We start from the raw sequence: 21,080 nt of genomic DNA, 5'->3' as shown, positions 1-21,080 counted from the left end.
CTCGGTGAAGTCGTCGACCTGCGCCTGCCACAGCGTCATGAGCGGGCTGCGGTCGACGACGAGCGTGAGGTCGAGCCACTTCTCCGTCTGCGGCTTCGTCACCGGCCACCAGCGGCCGGTCTGCGCGACCTGGTCTGCGGTTTTGTGCTCGTCCAACACCATCGCGTCGTCGCGCCAAGAGCGCGTCTCGCGTTTCAGCGGCCGCAGAGCTCGGAAGCACCCGAGTGAGTCGATCAACGGGGCGCTGCCGACGTGTTCGCCGTTGCCGGACGGCGTGAGGAGCTCGGGTACGGCCGCGAGCTCCGCGTGCACCGCGGTCCTCGGCGGCGGCGTGGTGGCTGGTTCGGGAGCGACGGCCGGTGGAGTCGCGCGGGCGGGTGGTTCTCGTTCCGGCTCGAGGGTGGCGGGCGGCGGTTCGGTGTCCTCCGGTTCTGGAGGTTCCACGTGCCGCGGCTCGGGAGTGGCGGGCGGTGTGCGTTCGCGGTGGGTGGACTGGACTGCGGAGGCCAGCCAGACGATGTCTCCCAGTTCGGCCCAGTCGAGGTCGTCGACGACCAGCTCGGCGCTGTCGGGCTGCGCTGTTTCGGTGGTTCGGGTCCTGCCTCGGTTGCCAGGGGGTCCGGGGGCGCCGTTGGGCGTACCCATGGTCATCTGCCCGTCGTCAGGCGGTGCCAGAGCGAGTCGATCAGCCGGGGCCACGCGACGCCGTCCGGTTTGTAGGCGCCCGAGGTCGCCAGGTAGACGGCGTCCAGGAGGCGGTCCGCGGGAATTCCGCCTTCCGAGCGGCTCTTCTCGACGAACTCGTGCACCAGCCTGTCGCGGTGCCGGCCGTCCGGATCCAGGAGGTGGTTGGCGACCATCGCCGCCAGCTGTTCGACGCTGGGGTCTTTTATTTCCAGCTGCAGCGCTCGGCGGAGAAATGCCGGAGGGAATTCGCGCTCGCCGTTGCTCGTCATGATGACGATGGGGAACGCGTAGCACCTGACGCGTCCGTCGGTCACGGTCGCCGTCACGTTCGGATCGGACGTGTGCACTGTCATCTCGCGCGCCGAATGGCGCACGCGAGCCAGTTCGTCGATGACGAACTCCCCGTCCTCGAAGATGCTCAGGAGGTTGTTGGGGAGGTCCGACTCGCTTTTGTCCAGCTCGTCGATCAACAGGACGCGCGGCAGTCTCCTGGGGAGGAATGCGGTTCCCAACGGGCCCAGTCGCAGGAAATCGCCGATGGGCAGATCTTTCACCGGACCGGTTTGTTGCTGACCCGCGGCGGCTGCCTGCAGCCTGCCGATGGCGTCATAGCGGTAAAGCCCCGATTCCAGTGTCGTGTGCGTCGAGATCGACCATTTCAGCACGCGGCCCAGCCGCAGTTCCCGGGCGATGCGGTACGCCAGCGCGGACTTGCCGACACCCGGCTTCCCGGTCAGCAGCAGCGGACGGCGGAGGTACAGGCTCGCGTTGACCATGTCGAGCTCGTGGGGGTCGATGTGCTGCTCGGTCAGGTGGAACTCCGAGCCCAGGCGGCGGATCGCCTCGCCGTCGTCCTCCGGCGAAGGGCCGTCCGAGGCGGGCAGGACGCCTCCGTAGTCCCTCCAGGGCGGGGGCGGGGGCAGGATCTGCGTCAGGTCGATGTCGTACATGGGACGTCCTGTTCCCCGGTAGACCCACCAGGCAGGCGCCTCGTCGGTGTCTGTTCTCGGCTCCTCGGCGCTCATCCGTCCTGCCCCTTCACTGTCCGGCCGGGTGTGACGACGGTTGGTCGAAGACGAAGGTCCTGGTCGGGTCGTCCCACAGCACCACGAGGTCGCGCACGAGATCGTCCGCGGCGGAGGACAGATGGGCCGCCTTGCGCTGCTCCGGGAGGTCCAGCACGCCACCGGGGCCGCCGGCCAGGCGGCCGACGAGCTCGCGCAGGTCCTCGGAGGTGGCCGTCGGATGCCACAGGATCACCGGCAGACCTGCTCTCAAGGCTGCCGTCAGGCACTCCGGTGCGGTGCGCGGCTCAGGACGAGCGGATGGCGGTTTGTCCATTACCAGCCCAATCCATCTGGAATCACTCAGCACGGCGTCGATCGGATTGTCCCCCGGCTGTGATGCTCCAACTGAGTGAATTCGCTCCACGGCAGGGTTCTCCAGCATAGAGTCCCAGCGCACGCGCCAGGCACGATGCCAGTGTTTCGATTGCATTCTTTCGAGTGAACGAAAGATCAAGTTGTAGTCCAGCACAAGAGGGCGTGGATCTCCGGAGCCGTGTTCCTTGCGCCAGGAGTAGATCGGCAATTGAAGCAGCTGGCGGGTCAGCATGAATTCCAGGGTCACCGGCACGGCCTGGTCGGACCACGTGCCCTCGGCCTGAATGATCACTTCGTCCACCCGGTATTCCAGGTCGTCCATGCTCAGCTCGTGAATCCCACCGCTTTTCGGCGGCCAGTCGAGGGGGTCGTCCTGGCGCCACGAGCTGAGGAGGCACCGGTCGGGGTCGATGGGGTCCTGCTTGATCTCGAACACCAGGTGCAGGTGCGGTTCCGCCCGGATCGACAGCCGCGTCTCGCGGTGCTCCTCCAGGGCGCTCGTCCGTCTCAGCTTGCGGGCGTTCTGCTCGACCCAGTCCGTGAGGCGGACGCCGGCGTCACCACCGACCTCCTGGGCGACCAGCTGGACGAACAGGACCGCCGGGGGGACGCCGTCAGGGCCGGCGTTGAAGTCGCACACGTGGAGGTAGGCGTCCCACGCGGAGCCGAAGGGGCGGACGGGCGCGGCCGATCCGGTGGCGCGACTGACGAGCATCGGCAGGTGCGGTGTCTCGATCTCGATGAGCCAGCTGTGGAGCTCCTTGAGCTCCTCGTCCGGGTTGAGGGGCAGCACCACCGACTCGTCGCGCTCGGCCATCGGCGGATGGCGGCTCGTCCCGGCGGTCTCACCGCCGTGCAGGCGCAGCCACGCGTGGCCCTTGAAGCTCTTGATCATCACCTCGACCTGGCGGTACGACTCGGGCGCCGTGCCGGGGTCCTGTGAGATCACCTCGGTGAAGAAGTGGTCCGAGACGACGATCGCCAGCAGGCTCTCGGAGTGCCGCAACGCCACCTTGGCGTCCTGGGCGTCCAGGATCCGGAACGCCACGTTGACGGGCACGCCGATCCAGCCGTGGTCGTCCTTGCGGATGTCGCCGGCGTGCACCGCCACCCGCAGCTTCATCCTGGCCTCGGGGACCCTGGTGGAGTTGAAGCGGCGGATCTCGGAGAGCAGGCGCTCGGGCAGCTTGTCGGCGAGCTCGCTCTTGGGGAAGGTGGGCGGGACGAGGATCAACGCACCGTCGCCGCGGTCCTCCTTCTCACACCCCTCGTAGTCGATCCCGACGCCGTCGAACGCCCGGCGGAGCACGGCGTACATGCCGTCTCGCACGTCGGACAGGTGGAAAGCCCTCCGCTGGTCGTTGGTGAAGTCCGCGATGTCGACGGTGACGATGGTCCGGTGCTCTGTCGGCGCAAGTGGCACGAGCCAGTCCCCTCCCACGACGCGACACGACCTGCCGGTCCGTCGAGTACCAGATCATCCAGTTGTCCCACCAGGTCAGATGACGCACAACGCTCGATGGTTGGAAGATCGCGACCTAGGTACCGCCGTGGTGGGCTGACATGCCCAACAGTCTTGCTCCGCGAACAAGCTCGCGAGCCGGTTGTCAATCAAATGACATTGAGTTCCCCTGCCTCAATGTCAAGCTTGGTTCGCGTGGTTGGTCACCAGAACGCGCGGTGGGGCTCGTCGATGACGTCGAGCAGTGCGGCGGGCGAGGTGTGTGCGGGTACGTCTTCGAGCAGGTGCCAGCGGGTGTTGCGGTCGGGCCAGTACAGCCACCAGCGGGTGCCGTCGTGGCGCAGCTGCGCCACCGGTCGCCGGGTCCACTCGGGTCCGAAGTCGTCACGCCAGGGCGCACGGACTTCCAGGATGGTCACGTTGGATCCGCGCACGGTGTACTCGACGCGCACCTGGTGCAGGGCGTGCGCGGGGATGCGTTGCTCGCACCAGCGGGCGATCTGACGCAGGTGGGTGTCCGGGACGGCCATGACATCGATGCTCGCAGAGCACGGCCGCCGGCTCCTGGCCGACCGTGTTCAGGCTGCCATGGTGTTCTCGCCTGGCTGGTGAAGAGTGTGCGGGCCGTTGCGGAGCAGGGTGTAGACGCGGCGGGCGAGGTGGCGTTTGAGCGCGCGGACGGCCTCGGTGTTGCTGTTGCCTTTGGCGCGGCGGGCGTCGAGGTAGGTGCGGGCGGGTTCGTACATGCGTTTCTGGGTGATCGCGATGCGGTGCAGGGCGGCGTTGAGCCGGCGGTTGCCGCCGCGGTTGAGCCGGACCCGTTCGGTGTTGCCGGAGGAGGCGGGGATGGGTGCGGTGCCGGTGTGCATCGCGTAGGTCGCGGCGGTGGGGAACCTGCGCACGTCGCCGGTCTCGGCCACGATCCTGGCCGCGGACAGCGGCCCACAGCCGGGCAGGGACAGCAGCTGGGGTGCGTGGATCACCAGCAGGCTCTCGAGCTCGCGTTCCAGCTGGGCGGCGCGCCGTGCCAGCTCCTCGATCCGGCCGATCAACTCCACGGAGATCGCGACGGACACACTGCCGTCCAACGCCGACAGGAACTCGGTCACGTAGGTGTTCCACTTGGGACGGTGCAGCTTGCGGGCCGGGACGGTGGCGGCGAAGTCGGGGTCCAGGTCGTGCAGGTGCCAGCGCAGCCGGTTGCATATGCGCACCATCTCGCCGACCAGGTCCTCACGGTGGTCGAGCAGCAGCTTCACACTGCGCGTCTCGGTGTCGGCGACCGCGGCCGGCAGGTCCTCGGCCAGGGCGGCGCGGGCGCAGGCCAGCGCGTCGATCGGGTCGGACTTGCCCGAGGCCCGCAGCTTCTTGCGGTGACTCGAGCTCATCTGCGTGGGCACCCACACCACGTGTTCGTCCGCGGCGAGCAGGAACCGCACGAACCCGCCCGCGACGTGCCGGACGTCCTCCACCGCCCACGTCCGCTGCTCGAAGCGGCCCGCCCACGCGAGCAAAGCCTTGAAGCCGCGCGGCCGGGCCGGGGCGTCAGTCGAGTCGAGCTGGCGGCCGTTGCCGTTCACCGCGACAGCGACCAGAACGTCTTTGTGCGGGTCCACTCCGATGATCACCATATGCCCGTCCTCCAAGTCCGCGATCAGGAACAACGCGCTGACAGGACCGGTGGACATGCCTCAATCAAGGGACGAACCCACGCTCCAATCAAGCCACACCGGTCTGCCCGACACGGCGGTGGGCGACATGACAAGACCATGTCAACCTCACGGCGACAGCACGGAAAAGAGTCAGCCCACCACCGGCCGGTACTGCACCACACCAGCACTGGATCGACCACTACTCCGGCCACCGCGAGGCGACAGCACGGGAACGAGTCAACCCACCGCCGGATCGTGGGCCACCACGAAGGCGGCACGACCAGACTGACATTGGAGCGACAGGACTCGAACCTGGTCCTCCCGCGTAACAGTCGGGCGTGCTGCCGGCAGCACCTCAGAGGACGCGTACCCCCGGCAGGAGTCGAACCTGCGTCTCCGGCTTCGGAGGCCGGTGTCGTGTCCACTGGACCACGGAGGTGTGCGCAAAAACAGTCGGATGCCCGCGAGTCGAACGCGGGTTTTCCTCAACCCGAATGAGGCGGGTTTCCGTCTCCCTCGCATCCGTCAGCGCCCCTGCCAGGAGTCGAACCTGAATCTCGGCGTTCGTAGCGCCGCACTCTCTCCATTGAGCTACAGGGGCGGAATAAATGCACGGCAAAGAAAAGGAGCCGCCCTTCGGTTTCCCGAGGGGCGGCTCCCTGTGGTGACCTGGGTCTGGCCACTACAAGGAGCTCACCTGCACGAACGGTCGCCGCAGGGCGGGTCGGCCCGACGGGCGCACGCACGCGGTGGCGCGGGCGATGTGCCGGCCTCGCATCTCGTGGCTCGTCATGGCTTTTCCCTTCGGTTTGGTGTGGTACGAGTATTGCTGGCCCGCTCGGCCGCCGTCAATCATTTTCTCATCAGCGTTCATAAGTCATGAAGGAAACGCCGCTCTCGAACAGCTGGGCGTCGGTGCGGCGGAACGTGGTGAGGCCGGCTTTTCCGTCGAACAGCGGGATGCCGCGTCCGAACGCCACCGGGTGGATCTTGAGCAGGAGCTTGTCGATCTGCGGCAGGAGCTCGGCGGCCAGCTTGCCGCCGCCGCACAGCCAGATGTCCAGGCCGTCCTCCTCCTTCAGGGCGGCCACGCGGCCGGCGGCGTCCGCGCTGATCACCTCGACGTCGGGCGGGGTGCCGGTCAGCGAGGTCGACACGACCAACTGGCGCAGGTGCGCGTACGGCGAGGCCGGCCCGCCGGGCACCTGGTAGGTGTGGCGGCCCATCAGGACCGTGTCGAAGTTCGGGTTCGGCGCGTCCTGGAGCCCCACCGCCTCGCGGAACTGGGTGGGCACGGTGTCCGGGTACACGGCGTTGATGCCGGCCATGTGGTCGCCCTCGAAGATGAAGCCGTCGAAGGTGCCGTCCTCGGCGGCGATGAAACCGTCCAGCGTGACGGCGACGTAGTACACGAGCTTTCGCATCTGGAAGATCCCCTCGGTAGTTCAACCACGACAACCGTAGTACTATGGATGTAGTGGTTGTCAAGGAGGTATGAGTGGTCCGGAACGAGGCACGGCGAACGGCACTGCTCGACGCGGCGGTCGACGTCCTGGCCGAGGAGGGGGCGCGGGGGCTGACCTACCGCGCGATCGACGCGAAGGCCGGGGTGCCGGCGGGCACGGCGTCCAACTACTTCGCGAACCGCGACGAGCTCATGTCGGAGGTCATGACGCGGGTGCACGACCGGCTCATGCCGTCGGACGAGTCGGTCGCGGAGTCGCTGGCCCTGCCGCGCGACAGGTCGCTGACCGTGAAGTTCATGCACGACATCATCAGGCGGGCGGACGCCGACAAGGCCTGCTACCTCGCGATGATGGAGCTGCGGCTGGAGGCCACGCGCAGGCCCGGGATCCGCGAGGCGCTCACCAGGACGATCGCCGAGAACATCGAGGCCAACGTCGCGTTCAACGAGGAGTCGGCGTTGCCGGGCGACCGGATGACCGTCGTGTCGCTCTACTTCGCGATGACGGGACTGATCTACGAACGGCTCACGTTGCCCGGCGTCGTCGAGCCGATGGACCTCGACGAACTCGTCGAGGTCCTCGTCGACCGCGCGATCGGGCCGGTCTGAGAAGCCGGACTAACGGCTGAGCGGGCCACCGGTGATCGTCAGCGCCACGGCGATCACCACGACGCCCAGCGTCGAGTAGAGGAACGCGTCCATGCCGCGGCCGCGGATCTTGATCAGGCCCGCCTGCTCGTCCGTGACGAGGATCCGCAGCACGGCCGCGACCAGCAGTGCCACGCCGAGCAGGACCGCGCCCTGCCGCCAGTGGTACTGGAAGATCCGCACCAGCCCCAGCACGCCGATCCCGAGCACCAGCGCGAACGGCAGGTGCTTGCCGGGACCGGAACGCCAGCGCTGCTCGCCCATGAGCGCCTGCGCGTCAGACCGCTGCATGCGCGCGCTCGGCGGCTTCGACGGTGTTGGTGAGCAGCATCGCGACGGTCATCGGGCCGGCGCCGCCGGGGATCGGGGCGAGCCAGCCCGCGACCTCGCGGACCTCGGGAGCCACGTCGCCGACGAGACCCGCCTCGGTGCGGGTGATGCCGACGTCGACCACGGCCGCGCCGGGCTTCACCATGTCCGCGGTGATCAGGCCGGGGCTGCCGGCGCCCGCGATCACGATGTCCGCGCGGCGCACCTCGGCGGCCAGGTCCTTGGTGCCGGTGTGGCACAGCGTCACGGTGGCGTTCTCGGAGCGGCGGGTCAGCAGCAGGCCGATCGGGCGGCCGACGGTGACGCCGCGGCCGACGACGGTGACCTGGGCGCCCGAGATCGGCACCTCGTAGCGGCGCAGCAGCTCCACGATGCCGCGCGGGGTCGCGGGCAGCGCCGCCTCCTCGCCGAGCACGAGCTTGCCGAGGTTGACCGGGTGCAGGCCGTCGCCGTCCTTGGCCGGGTCGATGCGCTCCAAGATCGCGTTCGCGTTCAGGTGCTTGGGCAGCGGCAGCTGGACGATGTACGCGGTGACCTCGGGGTTGGCGTTCAGCTCGTCGATGACGGCTTCCAGCTCCTCCTGCGTGGTCGACTCGGGCAGGTCGCGCCGGATCGAGGAGATGCCGACCTTCTCGCACGCGCGGTGCTTGCCCTTCACGTACGAGTGCGAGCCGGGGTCGTCGCCGACCAGGACGGTGGCCAGACCGACCGAGCCGGGCAGCGCGGCGACCCGCGCCTTGAGGTCCTCGAACAGCGCGTTCCGGGTTTCGTTGCCGTTGAGCAGCGTCGCAGTCACGGCCTCATCCTCCCACTGGGCAGCGCCGCGACGCCCACCGACACCAGCGTCAGCACCACGCCCACGGCCGTCGTCAGCGCCAGGTGCCCGCTCACCGCGTCGAGCAGCACGGCGCCGAGGAGCTGACCGCTCACGCCGCACAACCCGACCATCAGCACGCCGATGAACCGCACGGACACGATCGCCCCGCCCACGCCGAGGATGCCGAGCAACCCGCCGACGTACAGCCACGGGTCGGACGGGAACGCGCCGGGCACCCCGCTCCACGTCACGGCGTTGACCAGCGCCAACGCCACCGTGCCGACGGAGAAGTTCACCAGGATCGTCGCGGCCGAGTTGTCCGCCGCCTCGCGCACCAGCCCGTTCACCGCCTGCTGCCAGCCCATCAGCAGACCCGCGACCAACGGCAGCACCGCGAGCCATAACGCGCCGGGCGACGTGAACCGGTCAGAGACCGCGATCGTGACGGCGATGACACCCACGGCGGCGCCGACGACACGTGTCTTCGTAACGGGCTTCGGCTCACCGGGCCCGACGCCCAGGTTGTCCACGACCATGCTGCTCACGACCTGGCCGATCACCACCGCGACCGTGAACACCGCCACACCGATCGTCGCGACCGCGAGCCCCTGCGAGCCCACGAGGACGGCACCGCTGATCCCGCCGACGCACTCCCACCACCGGATGCGGCGGTGCGCCAGCGCGGCGCGCAGCCGCAGCAGCCCGTCCCGCCCGGACCGTCGCGACAGGACGACCGCGAGCAGCACGAACCACCCTCCGGCGAACGAGACCAGCGCCGCCAGCAGCCCGTTGTGCAACGACTCCGCGAGCGAGGAGTTGACCCGCGCCTGGACCGCGATCGCCACCCCGCCCGCCGCCGCCAGCAGACCTCCGGTCACCTGCGCAGACCGCGACAATGCTCCTCCAGCCCGGACGAGGGTGTTCTTGATCAGCTTTAACCTTGCGCCCGCACCACGTTATGGTCGGGCCTCCACCGTTCGGCGCAGTGGCGGGGGACGTGTGCGATCCGGCGAGTTGCGGGGGAAGATGTTGGCGTGTCCGAGCCGAAGCCGTTGAACCCTACCGAGCAGGACGCTCTGGTTAAGCAGATCGGCCTGACTCTCATGCGGGCCGCTCCAGAGGACTGGCGCAGCGTGATCGCGCAGTACCGCGCCACCGGCCGGTACTTCGAGCTGGAGGCCGAGCTGCGACTGCAGGACGGCTCCTCGCACGCGTGGGCGCCGCCGCAGGACGTGACGACGTTGTTCGCGCGGCTGCGCGCCGGCATGCACCGCGAGGGCCGGGGCAGCTGGACGAACGCCCGCTACCAGCTCGACCACCCGTCGAGCTACAACCTCGACTTCGACCGCGCCGAGCCGAGCTGGCAGACGCCTCCTCCGCACCAGGCCTACGTCGACGAGATGCGGTACTTCCCGCGCGTCGAGGAGAACGTCCCCGACTGGCTGCGCCGCAGGCTGAGCCCGCCGACGCCGGTGTTCCGCACGGCCCGCGTGTTCGACGGCGCCGGGCCGAACGGCCGTCCGTCGGTCAACCGGCCGCCGGTGCCGGAGGCCGAGGTCGCGCCGTTGCTCGCGTACCTGTCGAACGCGCCGGTCGCCGTGGCCGGCCGCGGCTTCGACGCCGACGTGCTGCACCCCGAGTCGCCGCTGGTGGTGCCGTCCGGGTTCCAGACCGACGGCGTGTGGATCTGGCCCGTCGGCCTGACCTACTACCTGCGCAAGTACGGCGTGCCGCCCGAACCGGAGCTGGTCGAGCGCGCCCGTGCCGCCGCCTTCGGGCTGCCCGACGTCTCCGAGGAGTCGAGGCTCGCCGCCGCCGCGAACCTCGGTGCTCCCGCCGCGCCTCCCGGCACCGTGGTGCCGGCGCCGCCCGAGCCCCAGCCGAAGCCCCAGGCCAAGCCCGAACCGCAGCCCGAACCGCAGCGGGAACCCGAACCGCAGGCCGAGGAGACGCAGTTCGTCACCGCGCCGAAGTTCGAGGACGAGCAGGAAGAGGAAGAGGAGTACGACTTCGGGCCGCTCATCCCCGAGCCGCCCTCGGTCGTCGCCGAACGGCAGAAGGCCGAACCCGAGCCGGAGGACCTCGGCGCCACGATCGCGGTCGCGTCACCCCCGCTGGCCGGCGACGGACCACCCTATCGAGTGGTTTTCGACTCCGACGGCGTTCCCGACCACGTCGACGAGCGGCGCCTGCGCGACACGTACGGCGCAGGTATGGATCTCTTCGCCCCGCACCCGGACGACTTCGACGAGCCGGAACCGGTCGCGGAGGTCGTGAACGAAAAGGACGCCGAGGACGAACGTCCCGTCGTGGACGTTCCCGAGGAAGCCGAGATCCCCACCGCGGGGCCGGACGAGCCCGAGCTCCTCACGCACCACCGCGAGCCGGAGCTCCTCACGCACCAGCGCGAGGAGGAGCTCACGGACCACCTGGTGGCCGACGGCGAGGACCACCCGCGCGACGCCATGCAGGACACGATGGCCTGGAGCCCGGTCCTCGACGAGCCGCTGGAGAGCCCGGCCGAGGTCACCGAGGAACACCCGGTCGTCCCCGTCGCCGACGACGAGCCCGACCTGGCGCCCGAGGACGAGATCGAGTCCACGACGTCGTTCGAGTCGCAGTTCGACGCCGAGGACGAGGAGTTCGAGTCGCGTTTCGACGCGCAGCTCGACTCCCACTTCGAACCGGAGCAGGAACCCGTCGCCGAGCCCGCGCCGGTCGTGGTGCCCGCACCCGCCCGCGTGGAGGAGACGACCCAGTTCGACGCCGCGCTGTTCAAGGACCCGGAACCCGAGCCGGAGCCGGAGCCGGAACCCGAGCCCGAACCCGAGCCGGAACCGGTCAGGCCGCCGCGGCAGGTCACTCCGGAGGAGGACCGCGACCTGGCGGGCACCCGGCGCGCGCTCGACGACCTGAGCGTGCCGCACGGCGTGTACCGGATCGGCGAACCGGCCGACCGCACCTGGACGCTGCGCCTCGACGGCGACAGCTGGGAGGTGTGCTGGTTCGACCAGGGCCCGAAGAACCCGGTGCGGTTCGACAAGGTCGAGGACGCCTCGGCGTACCTGGTCGGCAGGCTCGTGCTGGGCAACTTCCGCACGATCCAGCGCGCGCCGCAGCAGCAGCCGCCCCCGCCGCGGCCGATGACCAACGGCTTCCGCGAAGAGCCGCGCCGTCCCGTGCCGCCGCCGCGCCCGCCGATGCCACCGCAGGCGCAGCAGGCTCCGACGAAGGTCCAGCAGGCCCCGCCGCCCCAGGTGCCTGCCCCCGCTCCGGCACCGTCCCCGGTGGCCGCCGCGGTCGCGCAGGAGGAGCCGTCGAAGCGGAAGTTCCCGATCTCGCCGCTGGCGGGTGAGCCGCCGCTGACGTTGTTCCGCCACAAGCAGATGTTCGAGCTGCCGGCGGGCACCGAGATCGACCGCTACGGCGACCAGAAGGGCAACCTCGTCTACGTGGCGGGCACGCCGTTCCCGGAACGCAGCCTCGTGCCGTCGTGGATCAACCGCCCGTACCGCGTGTACCGGTTGCGCCGGCCGCTCGAGGTGCTCAGCGGTGTCGCGGTGCCGTGGTTCGAGCAGCCGGGCGGCGGCACCGCCTACCTGCTGCCGAAGGCGATCGAGGAGATGGTGGCGGACGGAGTGCTCGTGGAGATCACGGGTTCATCCGACCACTAGGCCGTAGGCGGCGGCGAACGCGATCGCCGTGTCGACGTCGATCAGGGCTCCGGCGAGCTTGGCTTGCCGGAGCCCGTTCGCGTCGATCTTCGCCCCGCGCAGGTCCGCGCCCTCCAGCTTGGCGTCGAGCAGCCGCGCGCCCATCAGGTCCGCGCCGCTGAGGTCGGTGTTGCGCAGGTCGGCCTCGCTGAGGTTCGTCTCGCGTAACCGCTGACCGCCCAGCTTCAGGTCGTACAGCGGCGCGCGGACGAACGACGCCAGCGTGAAGTCCACCTCGGTGAACGTGACCGGCCGCAGCACGCAGTCGACGAAGTTCGACCCCATCAGGCTGCACGACGCGAACGACGACCGGGTCAGCACCGTGCGGTCGAAGGTGCACTGCCGGAACGCCGTCGCGTGGTGGCGGGACTCGCCGAGATCCGTCCGGGTGAAGTCGCAGCGGGTGAACGTGCAACCCGCCGTGACGAGCGAGCGGAGATCGGCCTCGGTGAAGTCGCAGTCCGTGAAGGAGCGCTTCTCCCACTGCTGATCAGGCAGGTTGGCGTCGGAGTAGTCCTCTCCGACCTCTTCCACCGGGTTGTCCACTCTCACACTCTCGCAGAGTCCCCGTGTTGGTAACGTGCGGGTCGCCGGGCGACCTGCCCGACGTCAACGAGGACCGTCATTCGGGAAGGCTCATGACCCGCACGCCCGTGAACGTCACTGTCACCGGTGCGGCCGGCCAGATCGGCTACGCACTGCTCTTCCGCATCGCTTCCGGCCACCTGCTGGGCCCGGACACCCCGGTCAACCTGCGCCTGCTGGAGATCACCCCGGCGCTCAAGGCCGCCGAGGGCACCGCGATGGAGCTCGACGACTGCGCCTTCCCGCTGCTCAAGGGCATCACGATCACCGACGACGCGAAGACCGCGTTCGACGGCGTGAACGTGGCCCTGCTCGTCGGCGCCCGCCCCCGCACCAAGGGCATGGAGCGCGGCGACCTGCTCGAGGCCAACGGCGGCATCTTCAAGCCGCAGGGCGAGGCGATCAACGCCGGCGCCGCGGACGACGTCAAGGTGCTCGTGGTCGGCAACCCGGCCAACACCAACGCCCTCATCGCCCAGCAGCACGCGCCGGACGTCCCGCGCGAGCGCTTCACCGCGATGACGCGTCTGGACCACAACCGCGCCCTGTCGCAGCTCGCGAAGAAGCTCGGCGTCGCGGTCACCGACATCGAGAACATGACGATCTGGGGCAACCACTCGGCCACCCAGTACCCGGACCTGTTCCACGCCAAGGTCGGTGGCAAGACCGCCGCCGAGGCCGTGAACGACCAGGCGTGGCTCGAGAACGACTTCATCCCGACCGTCGCCAAGCGCGGCGCCGCGATCATCGAGGCCCGTGGCGCGTCCTCTGCCGCCTCGGCCGCGAACGCCGCGATCGACCACATCTACGACTGGGTCAACGGCACCGAGTGGACCTCGATGGCCATCCCGTCGGACGGCTCGTACGGCGTGCCCGAGGGCATCATCTCCTCGTTCCCCGTGCGCACCTCGGGTGGTTCCTACGAGATCATCCAGGGCCTGGAGATCGACGAGTTCTCGCGCGCCCGCATCGACGCCTCCGTGGCCGAGCTTGTCGAGGAGCGCGACGCGGTCAAGGGCCTCGGCCTGATCTGAGTTCCCGTGGCAGGGTGGGGCACGTGCGCATTTCATGGGACGTGCCCCCGCCACAGCTCTCCAACGACGTGCATCCCGCGCTCGCCGACGCCGCCCGTGCGGCGTCCGCGGCGTACGGACGCGCCCGATCACTGCACACCCGCGTCGAGCTCCGTGAAGAAGTCGCGGACGGCGCCGACGGAACACCGACGATGCGCGTCGACCGCATCGTCGAGGACGCGATCCTGGAGTCGATCCACCGCAGTCGCGTGAACCTGCTGTCCGAGGAAGCCGGGTTCGTCGACAACGGCTCCTCGATCACCCTGGTCATCGACCCGGTCGACGGGTCCGCGAACGCCGCGTTCGGCGTTCCTCTCTCCTGCTTCGCCGGTGCGCTCGTGGAAGACGGCACGGCGAAAGAAGCCCTCACGACGTGGTTCGACACGGGCCGTGCGTGGCACGCGCGCGCAGGAGTGCCCACGGCGTTCCGCACCACTGGCCGCACGACGCTCGACGGTGCGTCCGTGTGCCTGATGCGGCCGAAGACCGGCACTCAGGAGGCGTGGCTGCGTGTCGCGAACCGCGCCGACCGCATCCGCGTGCTGTGCACGACGTGCCTGGAGACCATGCTGGTCGCCGAGGGAACGGTCGACGCCTTCATCGATCCAGGCAGTGACACGCACCGGATCATGGACCTCGCGACGGCGCTCGTCACCGTGCCGGCCGCGGGCGGCGTGCTGGTCGACCTGCACGGGCGGCCGTTCACGTTCGAGCCCGACCTGACCCACCGGTGGTCGGGCGTGGCGGCAGCGACTCCCCAGCTGGCCGAGGAGCTGATCGCGACGGTACTGGAGAGCTAGACGGTGCCCCGCGACTCGACGACGCAGTCGGGTCCGGGGAACACCAGACCTTCGTGCCCGTCGTTGAAGCGCACGAGGTACGGCGGGTGGCCGTCGCTCCCGCGCACCTCGAGGATTTCGCCCAGCCGTTCTTCGAGACCGATCGAACGGCTGTGGACGTGGAGCCTGTCACCCACTGTTGCTTGCATGGTGCTGCAACACCTCCGGTGTGCGGCCGAGGCCTGCGCGATGAACGCGTCAAAGCCTAGGCCGCCACCGGAGTTGCGCAACAGGGCTCAAGTGCTCATCCGCCGCAGGCCGAGGAAACCTTCGCCACGAGGTCGGCCTTCTGCTGCACCCAGTCCGCCGCCGAGCCGACGTTCTGCATGCCGTTGGCCGCCTCTTCGAGAGCCTTCTTCACCTGCTCGTCGGGCGCGGAGTTCGCGAGGTTCTCGAGCTCCTTGGCCTTGGCCTGGGTGTCCTCCAGCGCCTTCTGCGGGTCGCTCATGTCCGGTGAGAAACCCACCAGCTGGATCGCGTCGGCGCACAGCTTGACCTTGTCCGCGGTGTTGCTGACGTCCTGGATCGTGTCGCAGGCCGTCAGGCTGCCCAACGCGATGACGGCTGCCGCCAGCGGTCCGAGTAGGCGCATTCGCTCTCCTTCTGCCCGAAGTGTCCGTTTGTGTTGGTCATGACTCTACCGACGTGGGCGCTTGCAGGGCCTGGCGTTGGTAGAGCTTGCGGATGACGTCGTCGATCTCGGGCTCCACCACCGCCAGGTCGTGCACCTCCACCTGGCTCACCACCCGAGTGATCAGCTGCGCCGCCGTCGTCTCCGCTCTCCTGAAGGTGAGGTGGTGCCGCAGCCCTCCCGCCTCGCTGCGCACCGCCGTTACTCCAGGGACGTCCGGCGCCGGTCCGGGTTCCCGCAGGTCGATCACGAGCTCGCGGTCCGGGGTGACCTCGGCGCGCAGCTCGTCCAGCGGGCCGTCGGCGAGCACCCGGCCGTGGTCGATCACCATCAGCCGCGGGCAGAGGCGTTCGATGTCGTCGAGGTCGTGCGTGGTGAGCAGCAACGTCGTGCCGCGGCGGGTGTTGATGTCCGCCAGGAACTCGCGGAGGCGTTCCTTGGACTCCAGGTCGAGGCCGATCGTCGGTTCGTCGAGCACCAGCAGCTCCGGCGCGTGCAACAGGGCCGCGGTGATCTCGCCGCGCATCCGTTGCCCCAGCGAGAGCTGACGCACGGGGGTGAGCAGGGTCTCCTGCAGACCGAGCTGCTCGACGCACTCGTCGAGGCGGGTCCGGTAGTCGCGCGGCGGCACCCGGTAGATCGACCTGAGCAGGTCGAAGCTGTCCTGCAGCGGCAGGTCCCACCAGAGCTGGCTGCGCTGGCCGAACACGACGCCGATCCGTCTCGCGAGATCGCGCCGCTGCTTCGACGGGTCCACGCCGTTCACCCGGAGGTGGCCGCTGGTCGGCACCAGGATCCCGGTCAGCATCTTGATCGTCGTGGACTTGCCGGCGCCGTTCGGCCCGACGTACCCGACGGCTTCGCCCGCCTCGACGCCGAACGTGACGCCGTCGACCGCCGTGACGGTCTTGTAGTTGCGGCGCAAGCCCTTCGACGTGGCGACCTTGAACTCCCTGCGGAGCTCCCTGACCTCGATCATGATCCCGTTCCCCGGTAGTGCCTGACCGCGAACCGCCACACGAACCCGGCGACGACCGCCGCCAGGACCGCGACGAGCGGTGATGTCCAGCCGACCCAGCCAGGAAGGCCGAGCGGGTCCTGCTTCCCGAGCAGCGCGAGGCTCGGGTAGTACGCCACGAACGCACCCGGTACGACGAACGCCATCAGCCAGCGCAACGGCCGCGAGTAGACGTTGATCGGGTACGACGTGAAGGCGTTGCTGCCGTACGTGACGGCGTTGGCGAACTCGCGCCCTTCGACGATCCAGAAGCAGATCGAGCACGCGACCACCCACACCGCGCTGTAGATGACCGCGCCCGCCACCGGTGTCGCGACGGCCAGCGCGATCCTGGCCGGCGTCCAGTCGATCGGGACGTGCGCGAGCGCGTAGACCATCACGCCCAGCGCGCCGGTGATGCGCCCGATCCTCCTGAGCCGGATGTCGGAGCACATGATCTGCGGCAACGTGCTCAACGGCCGCATCAGCAGCACGTCGAAGCTGCCGGTGCGGATGTAGGTCGGCAGGTTGTCGAGCTGCCCGGCGAAGAGGTCCGCGACCCCGAACGCCGCGCCCGCGAACGCGTACATCAGCAGCACTTCTTCCCTGCTGAACCCGCCGAGCGCGGTGACGTGCGTGAACAGCACCAGGATGACGACGAGCTCGGTGCCCTGGGCGATGGCCTGGGTGACGAGGTCGATCGCGAACGAGGAGCGGTAGACGAGCTGGCTCCTGAGCTTCGCGGCGATGAGCCGGGGGTAGACGAGGTCAGCCACCCTGGACCACCACCTTGCGTTCGGCCCTGCGCAGCGCGAAATGGCCGAGTGCGAGCACCGCGACGGCCCAGAAAGCTTGGTACAGCAGGAGTTCCGCAGTGCTTCCGTGGCCGAGGAACACGTCGATCGGCGCCTGCAGCAACGCCGGGAAGGGCGTCAGCCACAGCACGTCCCGCGCCCAGCCTGGGAAGAACGCGACGGGCACCGTCAGCCCGCACAGCAGGCCCGACGTGACGTTCCAGAACGCGAACACCCCGCGGTTGTCGAGCAGCCAGAACGCGCTGACCTCCACGAGGAACCGCACCCCGAAGCTGATCACGAGCGCGATCGTGGCGCTGAGCAGGAACAGCGGCCACCGCAACGGGTTCTCGGGGAACTGGAATGGGAACAGCACCATGCCGAACACCACCGGCGGAGCCAGCCTGGTGAGCAGCGCGAAGCCGCCGCGGCCGACGTCCTGCGCCAGCAGCGCGGTCTGGAGGTGCCAGGGTCGGTAGAGGTCTACCACGACGTCACCGGATCGCACTCGCTCGGCGAGCTCGTTGTTCCCCCACAGCAGGACGAACCCGAGCAGCCCCTGCCCGATCCAGACGTACGTGTTGGTGGCAGCGATGTCGTAGTCCGCGATCTCGCCGTTCGCCGCGGTGAGGGCGGCGGCGAGGATCGCGATCCGGAGCAGGCCGAAGACCACGTTCGTGGTCATCCCGGCCAGCATCGCTTGGCGGTAGGTCGAGTACCTTCGGAAACCGGCAATGATCAAATCGGCGTGAACACGCACGTCGACCTACGTTAGTGACTGTCGCAAGTGGATTTTCTACTTGCCGAACGCGCTGGTCACGACCTCGCCCACCTCCGGCTGAGCGGCGAGGCAGAGGAAGTAGTTGCGGGTGCCGTCCTTGAACCCGACCGCGGTGATCTCCCAGCCGGTCGTGTCGACCGTGGACCGGGTGTTGGCCTTCATCGCGGCGGGCGTGCAGACGTCCTTCACCTCCGCCGACGCCGCCAGCTCGTCCGAGTCGACCGCCGGGATCTCACCGGAGAGCCAGCCGCCCGCGAACGCCTCCCAGTAGTGCTCGTTGGAGCAGCTGCCGACCTTGCGGGCGGCGGCGGGCATGCCGCCGAAGTTGTTGATACCGCGGAAGCACGTCGACTGGTCGATGCAGTACGTCTCGCCGCACTTCTTGAGGAACGGCGGCACGTCCTCGGAACCACCTGGCTGCGACTGCGACGTCTGCGGACCGGGGCCCTGGGCGGTCGTCTTGTCCTTGCCGACGAGGTTCCACACGAGCAGGCCGGCGCCGATCGCCAGGACGACCCCGGCCGCGGCCGCGACCAACGGCCACCGCTTGCGCCGGGGCGGCGGGGGAGTGACCGGCACCGTCGGCTGCCGCATCGGGTCGCGCAACTCGTCGCGCAGCTGGGCCGCACTGGGCGTGCGCAGGTTGGCGTCCGGGTGCAGCGCCCGCGCCAGTGCCTCGTGCAACGCCGGCGGCACCCCGTCGACGGCGGGCACGGGACGGCGCAGGATCTCGCCGAGCTGGTCGAAGCTGTTGACGGGCCACGGAACCGGCCGAGGCGGCTTGCCCGCGAGCAACGTGTACAGCGTCGCGGCGAGCGAGTAGACGTCGGCCTGCGGCGTCGGTTCGGCCATCGCGAACGCCTCGGGCGGCGCGTAGCTGGGGCTCAGGGCGTCCCGCGTGACCGTGCTGCCGCCCTGCGCGTCCAGCAGCGCCGCGAGCCCGAAGTCGGCGAGCTTCGGCGTGCCGTACCGGTCGACGAGGATGTTGCCGGGCTTGATGTCCCGGTGCAGCACCCCTTCGTGGTGCGCCGCGGCGAGCGCGTCCGCGAGCTTGATGCCGAGGTCGCGCACCTGCTCGGGGTGGAACGGCCCGTTGCTGTCGAGCTGGTCGGCGAGCGACCCGCCCGTGCACAGCTCCATGACGATGTAGGGCGTGCCCCACGAGGTGATGTTCGCGTCGTGCACCCCGACGACGTGCGGGTGCCCGGACAGCTTCGCCGCCGCCCGCGCCTCGCGCAGGAACCGGTGCCGGTCCCGTTCGTCGACCAGCACCCGGTTGTCGATCTTGACCGCGACGTTGCGGTGCAGCTGGGCCTGGTGCGCGATGTAGACGGTGGCGAACCCGCCGGCGCCCAACGGTCTCAGGTCGGACAGGCCGGGGATCTGGGGTGCGGTCACGCGCCGCAGCTTAGTTCCGCACCCCGACAATCCTCCGCTCAGACCGTGCAGTTCACCGCGCCGCCGCGAAGAGCGTGCTTGTCGGTGTTGTCGTCGTCCGACCAGAGGACCAGCTTCTTGCCGTTGACGCAGCCGGGCGAGATCGCGAAGCCCTCGAGGTTCACGTTCGGCAGCTTCGCCGGCCGGTCGTAGGTGTTCTTGAGCTTGAACCGGCCGCTGCTGATGACGAACGTCGTGGCGCGCCCGTCGCAGTGGTCGTCGCACGTCGCCCACAGCTGCGTGCCGTCGAACTCGAGCTCCATGACCTGCTTCTGCCCGCTCGCGAACTTCGCGACCAGGACCGCCTTGGCGCTCTGCAGGGCGTACAGGTAGATCTCGCCGGTCGCCTCGAGCCCGACCGCGACGAGCCCCGTCCCGTGGCCGGGGAAGTCCGCCGGGTCGTAGAGCTTCCCGTTGTCGGCCTTGAAGTTCTGGCTCGTCAGGAACACGTCCGGCACCCACGCGATGCCCTCGGGCCCGTCGTTGGGGTCGGTCTGCGGCATCCCCGGCAGGCGCCATTGGGTTGTGGCGATGCCGGACGTCCCGTACTTCAGGACTGTCGGCGCGCTGACGTCCTCGTCGTCGTTGTCCCGCTCGGAGACGACGAAGAGCCCGTCCGGCGTGCTCACCACACCCTCGGCGTCGGGATCGCCCCGCCCGTCCGCGAAGGCGAGGGACCTGGTCTGGCTGATCTGCCAGGTGCCGCCCGAAGGCGTCAGCCGGTAGAGCGTGGACGGGCTGTTCTTCACCGCCCACACGACCTGCGAGCTCTCGAACGACAGCCCGCTGAGGTTCTTGCCGAACACGCCGGACGCGTCAGCCGTCCTGACGGCCGAGTCGCCGGGCCAAGCTGAGGCCTGTGCCGGGGTCACGGTCAGACCGAGCGCGAGAACCGTGACGAGGCCGAGTGTCTTGATGCGCAACGCAACGCCCCTTCTCTCCCGAGGCACGATGGCACCTCGTTCGGGCTGACGGCGTGCGCCCAGCGAACCAGATGATGAACAGCCGGTGCTACTTCTTGGCGGCGGCCTTCGCGGCCTTCTTGAAGTCGCGGACCTCCAGCAACGACTTCTGGTCGGTCACATCGGCCACGCTACGACGGCTTCCGTCCTCGCCGTAGTGCCCGGCGGCCTCCCGCCACCCCTCCGGCACGACCCCGAACTGCTTGCCCAGAAGGGCGAGGAAGATCTCGGCCTTCTGGTCCCCGAACCCGGGCAACGCCTTGAGCCGCTTGAACACCGTCCTGCCGTCCGCCTCGGCCCAGATCCCCGTGACGTCACCGTCGTACTGCTCGACGACGAACTGCGACAACGCCTGCACCCGCTTGGCCATCGAGCCGGGGAAGCGGTGCACGGCGGGCGGCGTGGCCATGATCGTTGCGAAGGTCTCGGGGTCGGCTTCGGCGATGCGGTGCACGTCCAGGCCGCCCATGCGGTCGGCCAGGACCTTAGGGCCGGAGAAGGCCTTTTCCATGGGAATCTGCTGGTCCAGCATCATGCCCAAGAGCAGGGCGAACATGTCCGACGCGAGGAGTGCGTCCGCGTCGGGGTTCTGCGCGAGGCACACCGTTCGGGTCATGGCGGCAATGCTCGCACGCGTGTTGCGGCGGTGCTCAGCGGTGCGGGGCTACGCGCCGGCCACCCGGACCTCCGACACCACCTGGCGCACCAGCACGCGCAAAGCCTCCCGGTCCACCGTGGCCGGGTCGTCGGCCAGCCAGTCGCCGATCTCCCGCACGAACTGCTCCGGCGTCATGGGCGGCACGTCGAAGTCCAGGTCGTCGTCGC

The 21,080-nt window shown here is 69.3% G+C and carries 21 protein-coding genes, 3 tRNA genes and 1 pseudogene; 4 read left to right on the top strand and 21 right to left on the bottom strand.

The annotated features are described in order from the left end of the window. From VF330_RS20010 to VF330_RS19970, 9 genes and pseudogenes are all read right to left on the bottom strand, one after another. Positions 1-651: pseudogene (locus VF330_RS20010) on the bottom strand (hypothetical protein); the annotation flags it as partial. Next, positions 648-1,712: a MoxR family ATPase gene (locus VF330_RS20005; protein WP_330853150.1), complete on the bottom strand. Its 1,065-nt coding sequence runs from the start codon at positions 1,710-1,712 to the stop codon at positions 648-650. The pseudogene VF330_RS20010 and the gene VF330_RS20005, both read right to left, overlap by 4 nt. A 13-nt stretch (positions 1,713-1,725) precedes the next feature. Next, the gene (locus VF330_RS20000; protein ID WP_330853149.1) at positions 1,726-3,492 is read right to left on the bottom strand and encodes a hypothetical protein; all 1,767 of its coding nucleotides are present in this window, start codon (positions 3,490-3,492) and stop codon (positions 1,726-1,728) included. Between the two features lie 242 nt (positions 3,493-3,734). Continuing rightward, positions 3,735-4,061: a DUF3024 domain-containing protein gene (locus tag VF330_RS19995; RefSeq protein WP_330853148.1), complete on the bottom strand. Its 327-nt coding sequence runs from the start codon at positions 4,059-4,061 to the stop codon at positions 3,735-3,737. A 48-nt stretch (positions 4,062-4,109) separates the two neighbouring features. Continuing rightward, positions 4,110-5,219, bottom strand: coding sequence for an IS110 family transposase (locus VF330_RS19990; RefSeq protein ID WP_330853147.1), 1,110 nt, complete (start codon positions 5,217-5,219; stop codon positions 4,110-4,112). A 256-nt stretch (positions 5,220-5,475) separates the two neighbouring features. Continuing rightward, positions 5,476-5,538 (bottom strand) — tRNA-Asn (locus VF330_RS19985). Between the two features lie 12 nt (positions 5,539-5,550). Next, positions 5,551-5,622, bottom strand: a tRNA-Arg gene (locus VF330_RS19980). Between the two features lie 90 nt (positions 5,623-5,712). Beyond that, a tRNA-Arg gene (locus tag VF330_RS19975) sits at positions 5,713-5,784 on the bottom strand. Between the two features lie 262 nt (positions 5,785-6,046). Then, positions 6,047-6,607, bottom strand: a complete 561-nt coding sequence (locus VF330_RS19970) for a dihydrofolate reductase family protein (protein ID WP_330853146.1) — start codon at positions 6,605-6,607, stop codon at positions 6,047-6,049. A gap of 74 nt (positions 6,608-6,681) precedes the next feature. Here VF330_RS19970 and VF330_RS19965 point away from each other — a divergent pair, with 74 nt between their 5' ends. Then, positions 6,682-7,257: a TetR/AcrR family transcriptional regulator gene (locus VF330_RS19965; protein WP_330853145.1), complete on the top strand. Its 576-nt coding sequence runs from the start codon at positions 6,682-6,684 to the stop codon at positions 7,255-7,257. A gap of 9 nt (positions 7,258-7,266) precedes the next feature. On the opposite strand, the gene VF330_RS19960 is transcribed toward VF330_RS19965, so the two are convergent. Genes VF330_RS19960 through VF330_RS19950 form a run of 3 tightly spaced genes read right to left on the bottom strand, consistent with a single transcriptional unit; the run spans position 7,267 to position 9,321 of the window. Continuing rightward, positions 7,267-7,560 carry a DUF3017 domain-containing protein gene (locus tag VF330_RS19960; protein ID WP_330853151.1) on the bottom strand — a complete coding sequence of 98 codons (294 nt, stop codon included), beginning with the start codon at positions 7,558-7,560 and terminating at the stop codon, positions 7,267-7,269. A 13-nt stretch (positions 7,561-7,573) separates the two neighbouring features. Next, complete coding sequence (locus VF330_RS19955) at positions 7,574-8,422, bottom strand: bifunctional methylenetetrahydrofolate dehydrogenase/methenyltetrahydrofolate cyclohydrolase (RefSeq protein ID WP_330853144.1); 849 nt, start codon at positions 8,420-8,422, stop codon at positions 7,574-7,576. After that, positions 8,419-9,321, bottom strand: a complete 903-nt coding sequence (locus tag VF330_RS19950) for a DMT family transporter (RefSeq protein WP_330853143.1) — start codon at positions 9,319-9,321, stop codon at positions 8,419-8,421. Before VF330_RS19950 ends, VF330_RS19955 begins: the two co-directional genes overlap by 4 nt. A 225-nt stretch (positions 9,322-9,546) precedes the next feature. Here VF330_RS19950 and VF330_RS19945 point away from each other — a divergent pair, with 225 nt between their 5' ends. Further along, positions 9,547-12,117, top strand: coding sequence for a glycohydrolase toxin TNT-related protein (locus VF330_RS19945; RefSeq protein WP_330853142.1), 2,571 nt, complete (start codon positions 9,547-9,549; stop codon positions 12,115-12,117). Here the strand turns inward: VF330_RS19945 and VF330_RS19940 are convergent. Further along, complete coding sequence (locus VF330_RS19940; protein WP_330853141.1) at positions 12,103-12,690, bottom strand: pentapeptide repeat-containing protein; 588 nt, start codon at positions 12,688-12,690, stop codon at positions 12,103-12,105. The genes VF330_RS19945 and VF330_RS19940 overlap by 15 nt on opposite strands. A 104-nt stretch (positions 12,691-12,794) precedes the next feature. Between VF330_RS19940 and VF330_RS19935 the strand changes: the two genes are divergently transcribed. Then, entirely contained in the window at positions 12,795-13,775 is a 981-nt protein-coding gene (locus VF330_RS19935) for a malate dehydrogenase (RefSeq protein ID WP_330853140.1), read from the top strand. A 23-nt stretch (positions 13,776-13,798) separates the two neighbouring features. Further along, positions 13,799-14,614: an inositol monophosphatase family protein gene (locus VF330_RS19930; RefSeq protein ID WP_330853139.1), complete on the top strand. Its 816-nt coding sequence runs from the start codon at positions 13,799-13,801 to the stop codon at positions 14,612-14,614. Here VF330_RS19930 and VF330_RS19925 read toward each other — a convergent pair. From VF330_RS19925 to VF330_RS19890, 8 genes are all read right to left on the bottom strand, one after another. After that, on the bottom strand, positions 14,611-14,802 hold the full coding sequence (locus VF330_RS19925) for a DUF1918 domain-containing protein (protein ID WP_330853138.1): 192 nt from the start codon (positions 14,800-14,802) through the stop codon (positions 14,611-14,613). The genes VF330_RS19930 and VF330_RS19925 overlap by 4 nt on opposite strands. 95 nt (positions 14,803-14,897) lie before the next feature. Next, entirely contained in the window at positions 14,898-15,245 is a 348-nt protein-coding gene (locus VF330_RS19920) for a hypothetical protein (protein WP_330853137.1), read from the bottom strand. Between the two features lie 37 nt (positions 15,246-15,282). Beyond that, positions 15,283-16,263, bottom strand: a complete 981-nt coding sequence (locus VF330_RS19915; protein ID WP_330853136.1) for an ATP-binding cassette domain-containing protein — start codon at positions 16,261-16,263, stop codon at positions 15,283-15,285. After that, positions 16,260-17,057, bottom strand: coding sequence for an ABC transporter permease (locus VF330_RS19910; RefSeq protein WP_330853135.1), 798 nt, complete (start codon positions 17,055-17,057; stop codon positions 16,260-16,262). Before VF330_RS19910 ends, VF330_RS19915 begins: the two co-directional genes overlap by 4 nt. Then, on the bottom strand, positions 17,050-17,760 hold the full coding sequence (locus VF330_RS19905; protein ID WP_330853134.1) for an ABC transporter permease: 711 nt from the start codon (positions 17,758-17,760) through the stop codon (positions 17,050-17,052). Before VF330_RS19905 ends, VF330_RS19910 begins: the two co-directional genes overlap by 8 nt. Before the next feature lie 111 nt (positions 17,761-17,871). After that, complete coding sequence (locus tag VF330_RS19900; RefSeq protein ID WP_330853133.1) at positions 17,872-19,254, bottom strand: serine/threonine-protein kinase; 1,383 nt, start codon at positions 19,252-19,254, stop codon at positions 17,872-17,874. A 38-nt stretch (positions 19,255-19,292) separates the two neighbouring features. Continuing rightward, the gene (locus VF330_RS19895; RefSeq protein WP_330853132.1) at positions 19,293-20,216 is read right to left on the bottom strand and encodes an esterase-like activity of phytase family protein; all 924 of its coding nucleotides are present in this window, start codon (positions 20,214-20,216) and stop codon (positions 19,293-19,295) included. 88 nt (positions 20,217-20,304) lie between these two features. Continuing rightward, entirely contained in the window at positions 20,305-20,871 is a 567-nt protein-coding gene (locus tag VF330_RS19890; protein ID WP_330853131.1) for an HhH-GPD-type base excision DNA repair protein, read from the bottom strand. Positions 20,872-21,080 lie beyond the last annotated feature (209 nt).

The organism is Lentzea sp. (genome assembly GCF_036380075.1).
Classification (GTDB): domain Bacteria; phylum Actinomycetota; class Actinomycetes; order Mycobacteriales; family Pseudonocardiaceae; genus Lentzea.
This window is presented reverse-complemented; position numbering and strand designations above follow the sequence as displayed.

Excerpts from the sequence above, each read along its gene's own strand:
- VF330_RS19920 (WP_330853137.1), bottom strand. The coding sequence starts at position 15,245 with ATGCGCCTACTCGGACCGCTGGCGGCAGCCGTCATCGCGTTGGGCAGC.
- VF330_RS19890 (WP_330853131.1), bottom strand. The coding sequence starts at position 20,871 with ATGACCCGAACGGTGTGCCTCGCGCAGAACCCCGACGCGGACGCACTC.
- VF330_RS19970 (WP_330853146.1), bottom strand. The coding sequence starts at position 6,607 with ATGCGAAAGCTCGTGTACTACGTCGCCGTCACGCTGGACGGTTTCATC.
- VF330_RS20005 (WP_330853150.1), bottom strand. The coding sequence starts at position 1,712 with ATGAGCGCCGAGGAGCCGAGAACAGACACCGACGAGGCGCCTGCCTGG.
- VF330_RS19945 (WP_330853142.1), top strand. The coding sequence starts at position 9,547 with ATGCGGGCCGCTCCAGAGGACTGGCGCAGCGTGATCGCGCAGTACCGC.
- VF330_RS19915 (WP_330853136.1), bottom strand. The coding sequence starts at position 16,263 with ATGATCGAGGTCAGGGAGCTCCGCAGGGAGTTCAAGGTCGCCACGTCG.
- VF330_RS19995 (WP_330853148.1), bottom strand. The coding sequence starts at position 4,061 with ATGGCCGTCCCGGACACCCACCTGCGTCAGATCGCCCGCTGGTGCGAG.
- VF330_RS19925 (WP_330853138.1), bottom strand. The coding sequence starts at position 14,802 with ATGCAAGCAACAGTGGGTGACAGGCTCCACGTCCACAGCCGTTCGATC.
- VF330_RS19935 (WP_330853140.1), top strand. The coding sequence starts at position 12,795 with ATGACCCGCACGCCCGTGAACGTCACTGTCACCGGTGCGGCCGGCCAG.
- VF330_RS19990 (WP_330853147.1), bottom strand. The coding sequence starts at position 5,219 with ATGTCCACCGGTCCTGTCAGCGCGTTGTTCCTGATCGCGGACTTGGAG.
- VF330_RS19960 (WP_330853151.1), bottom strand. The coding sequence starts at position 7,560 with ATGGGCGAGCAGCGCTGGCGTTCCGGTCCCGGCAAGCACCTGCCGTTC.
- VF330_RS19905 (WP_330853134.1), bottom strand. The coding sequence starts at position 17,760 with ATGACCACGAACGTGGTCTTCGGCCTGCTCCGGATCGCGATCCTCGCC.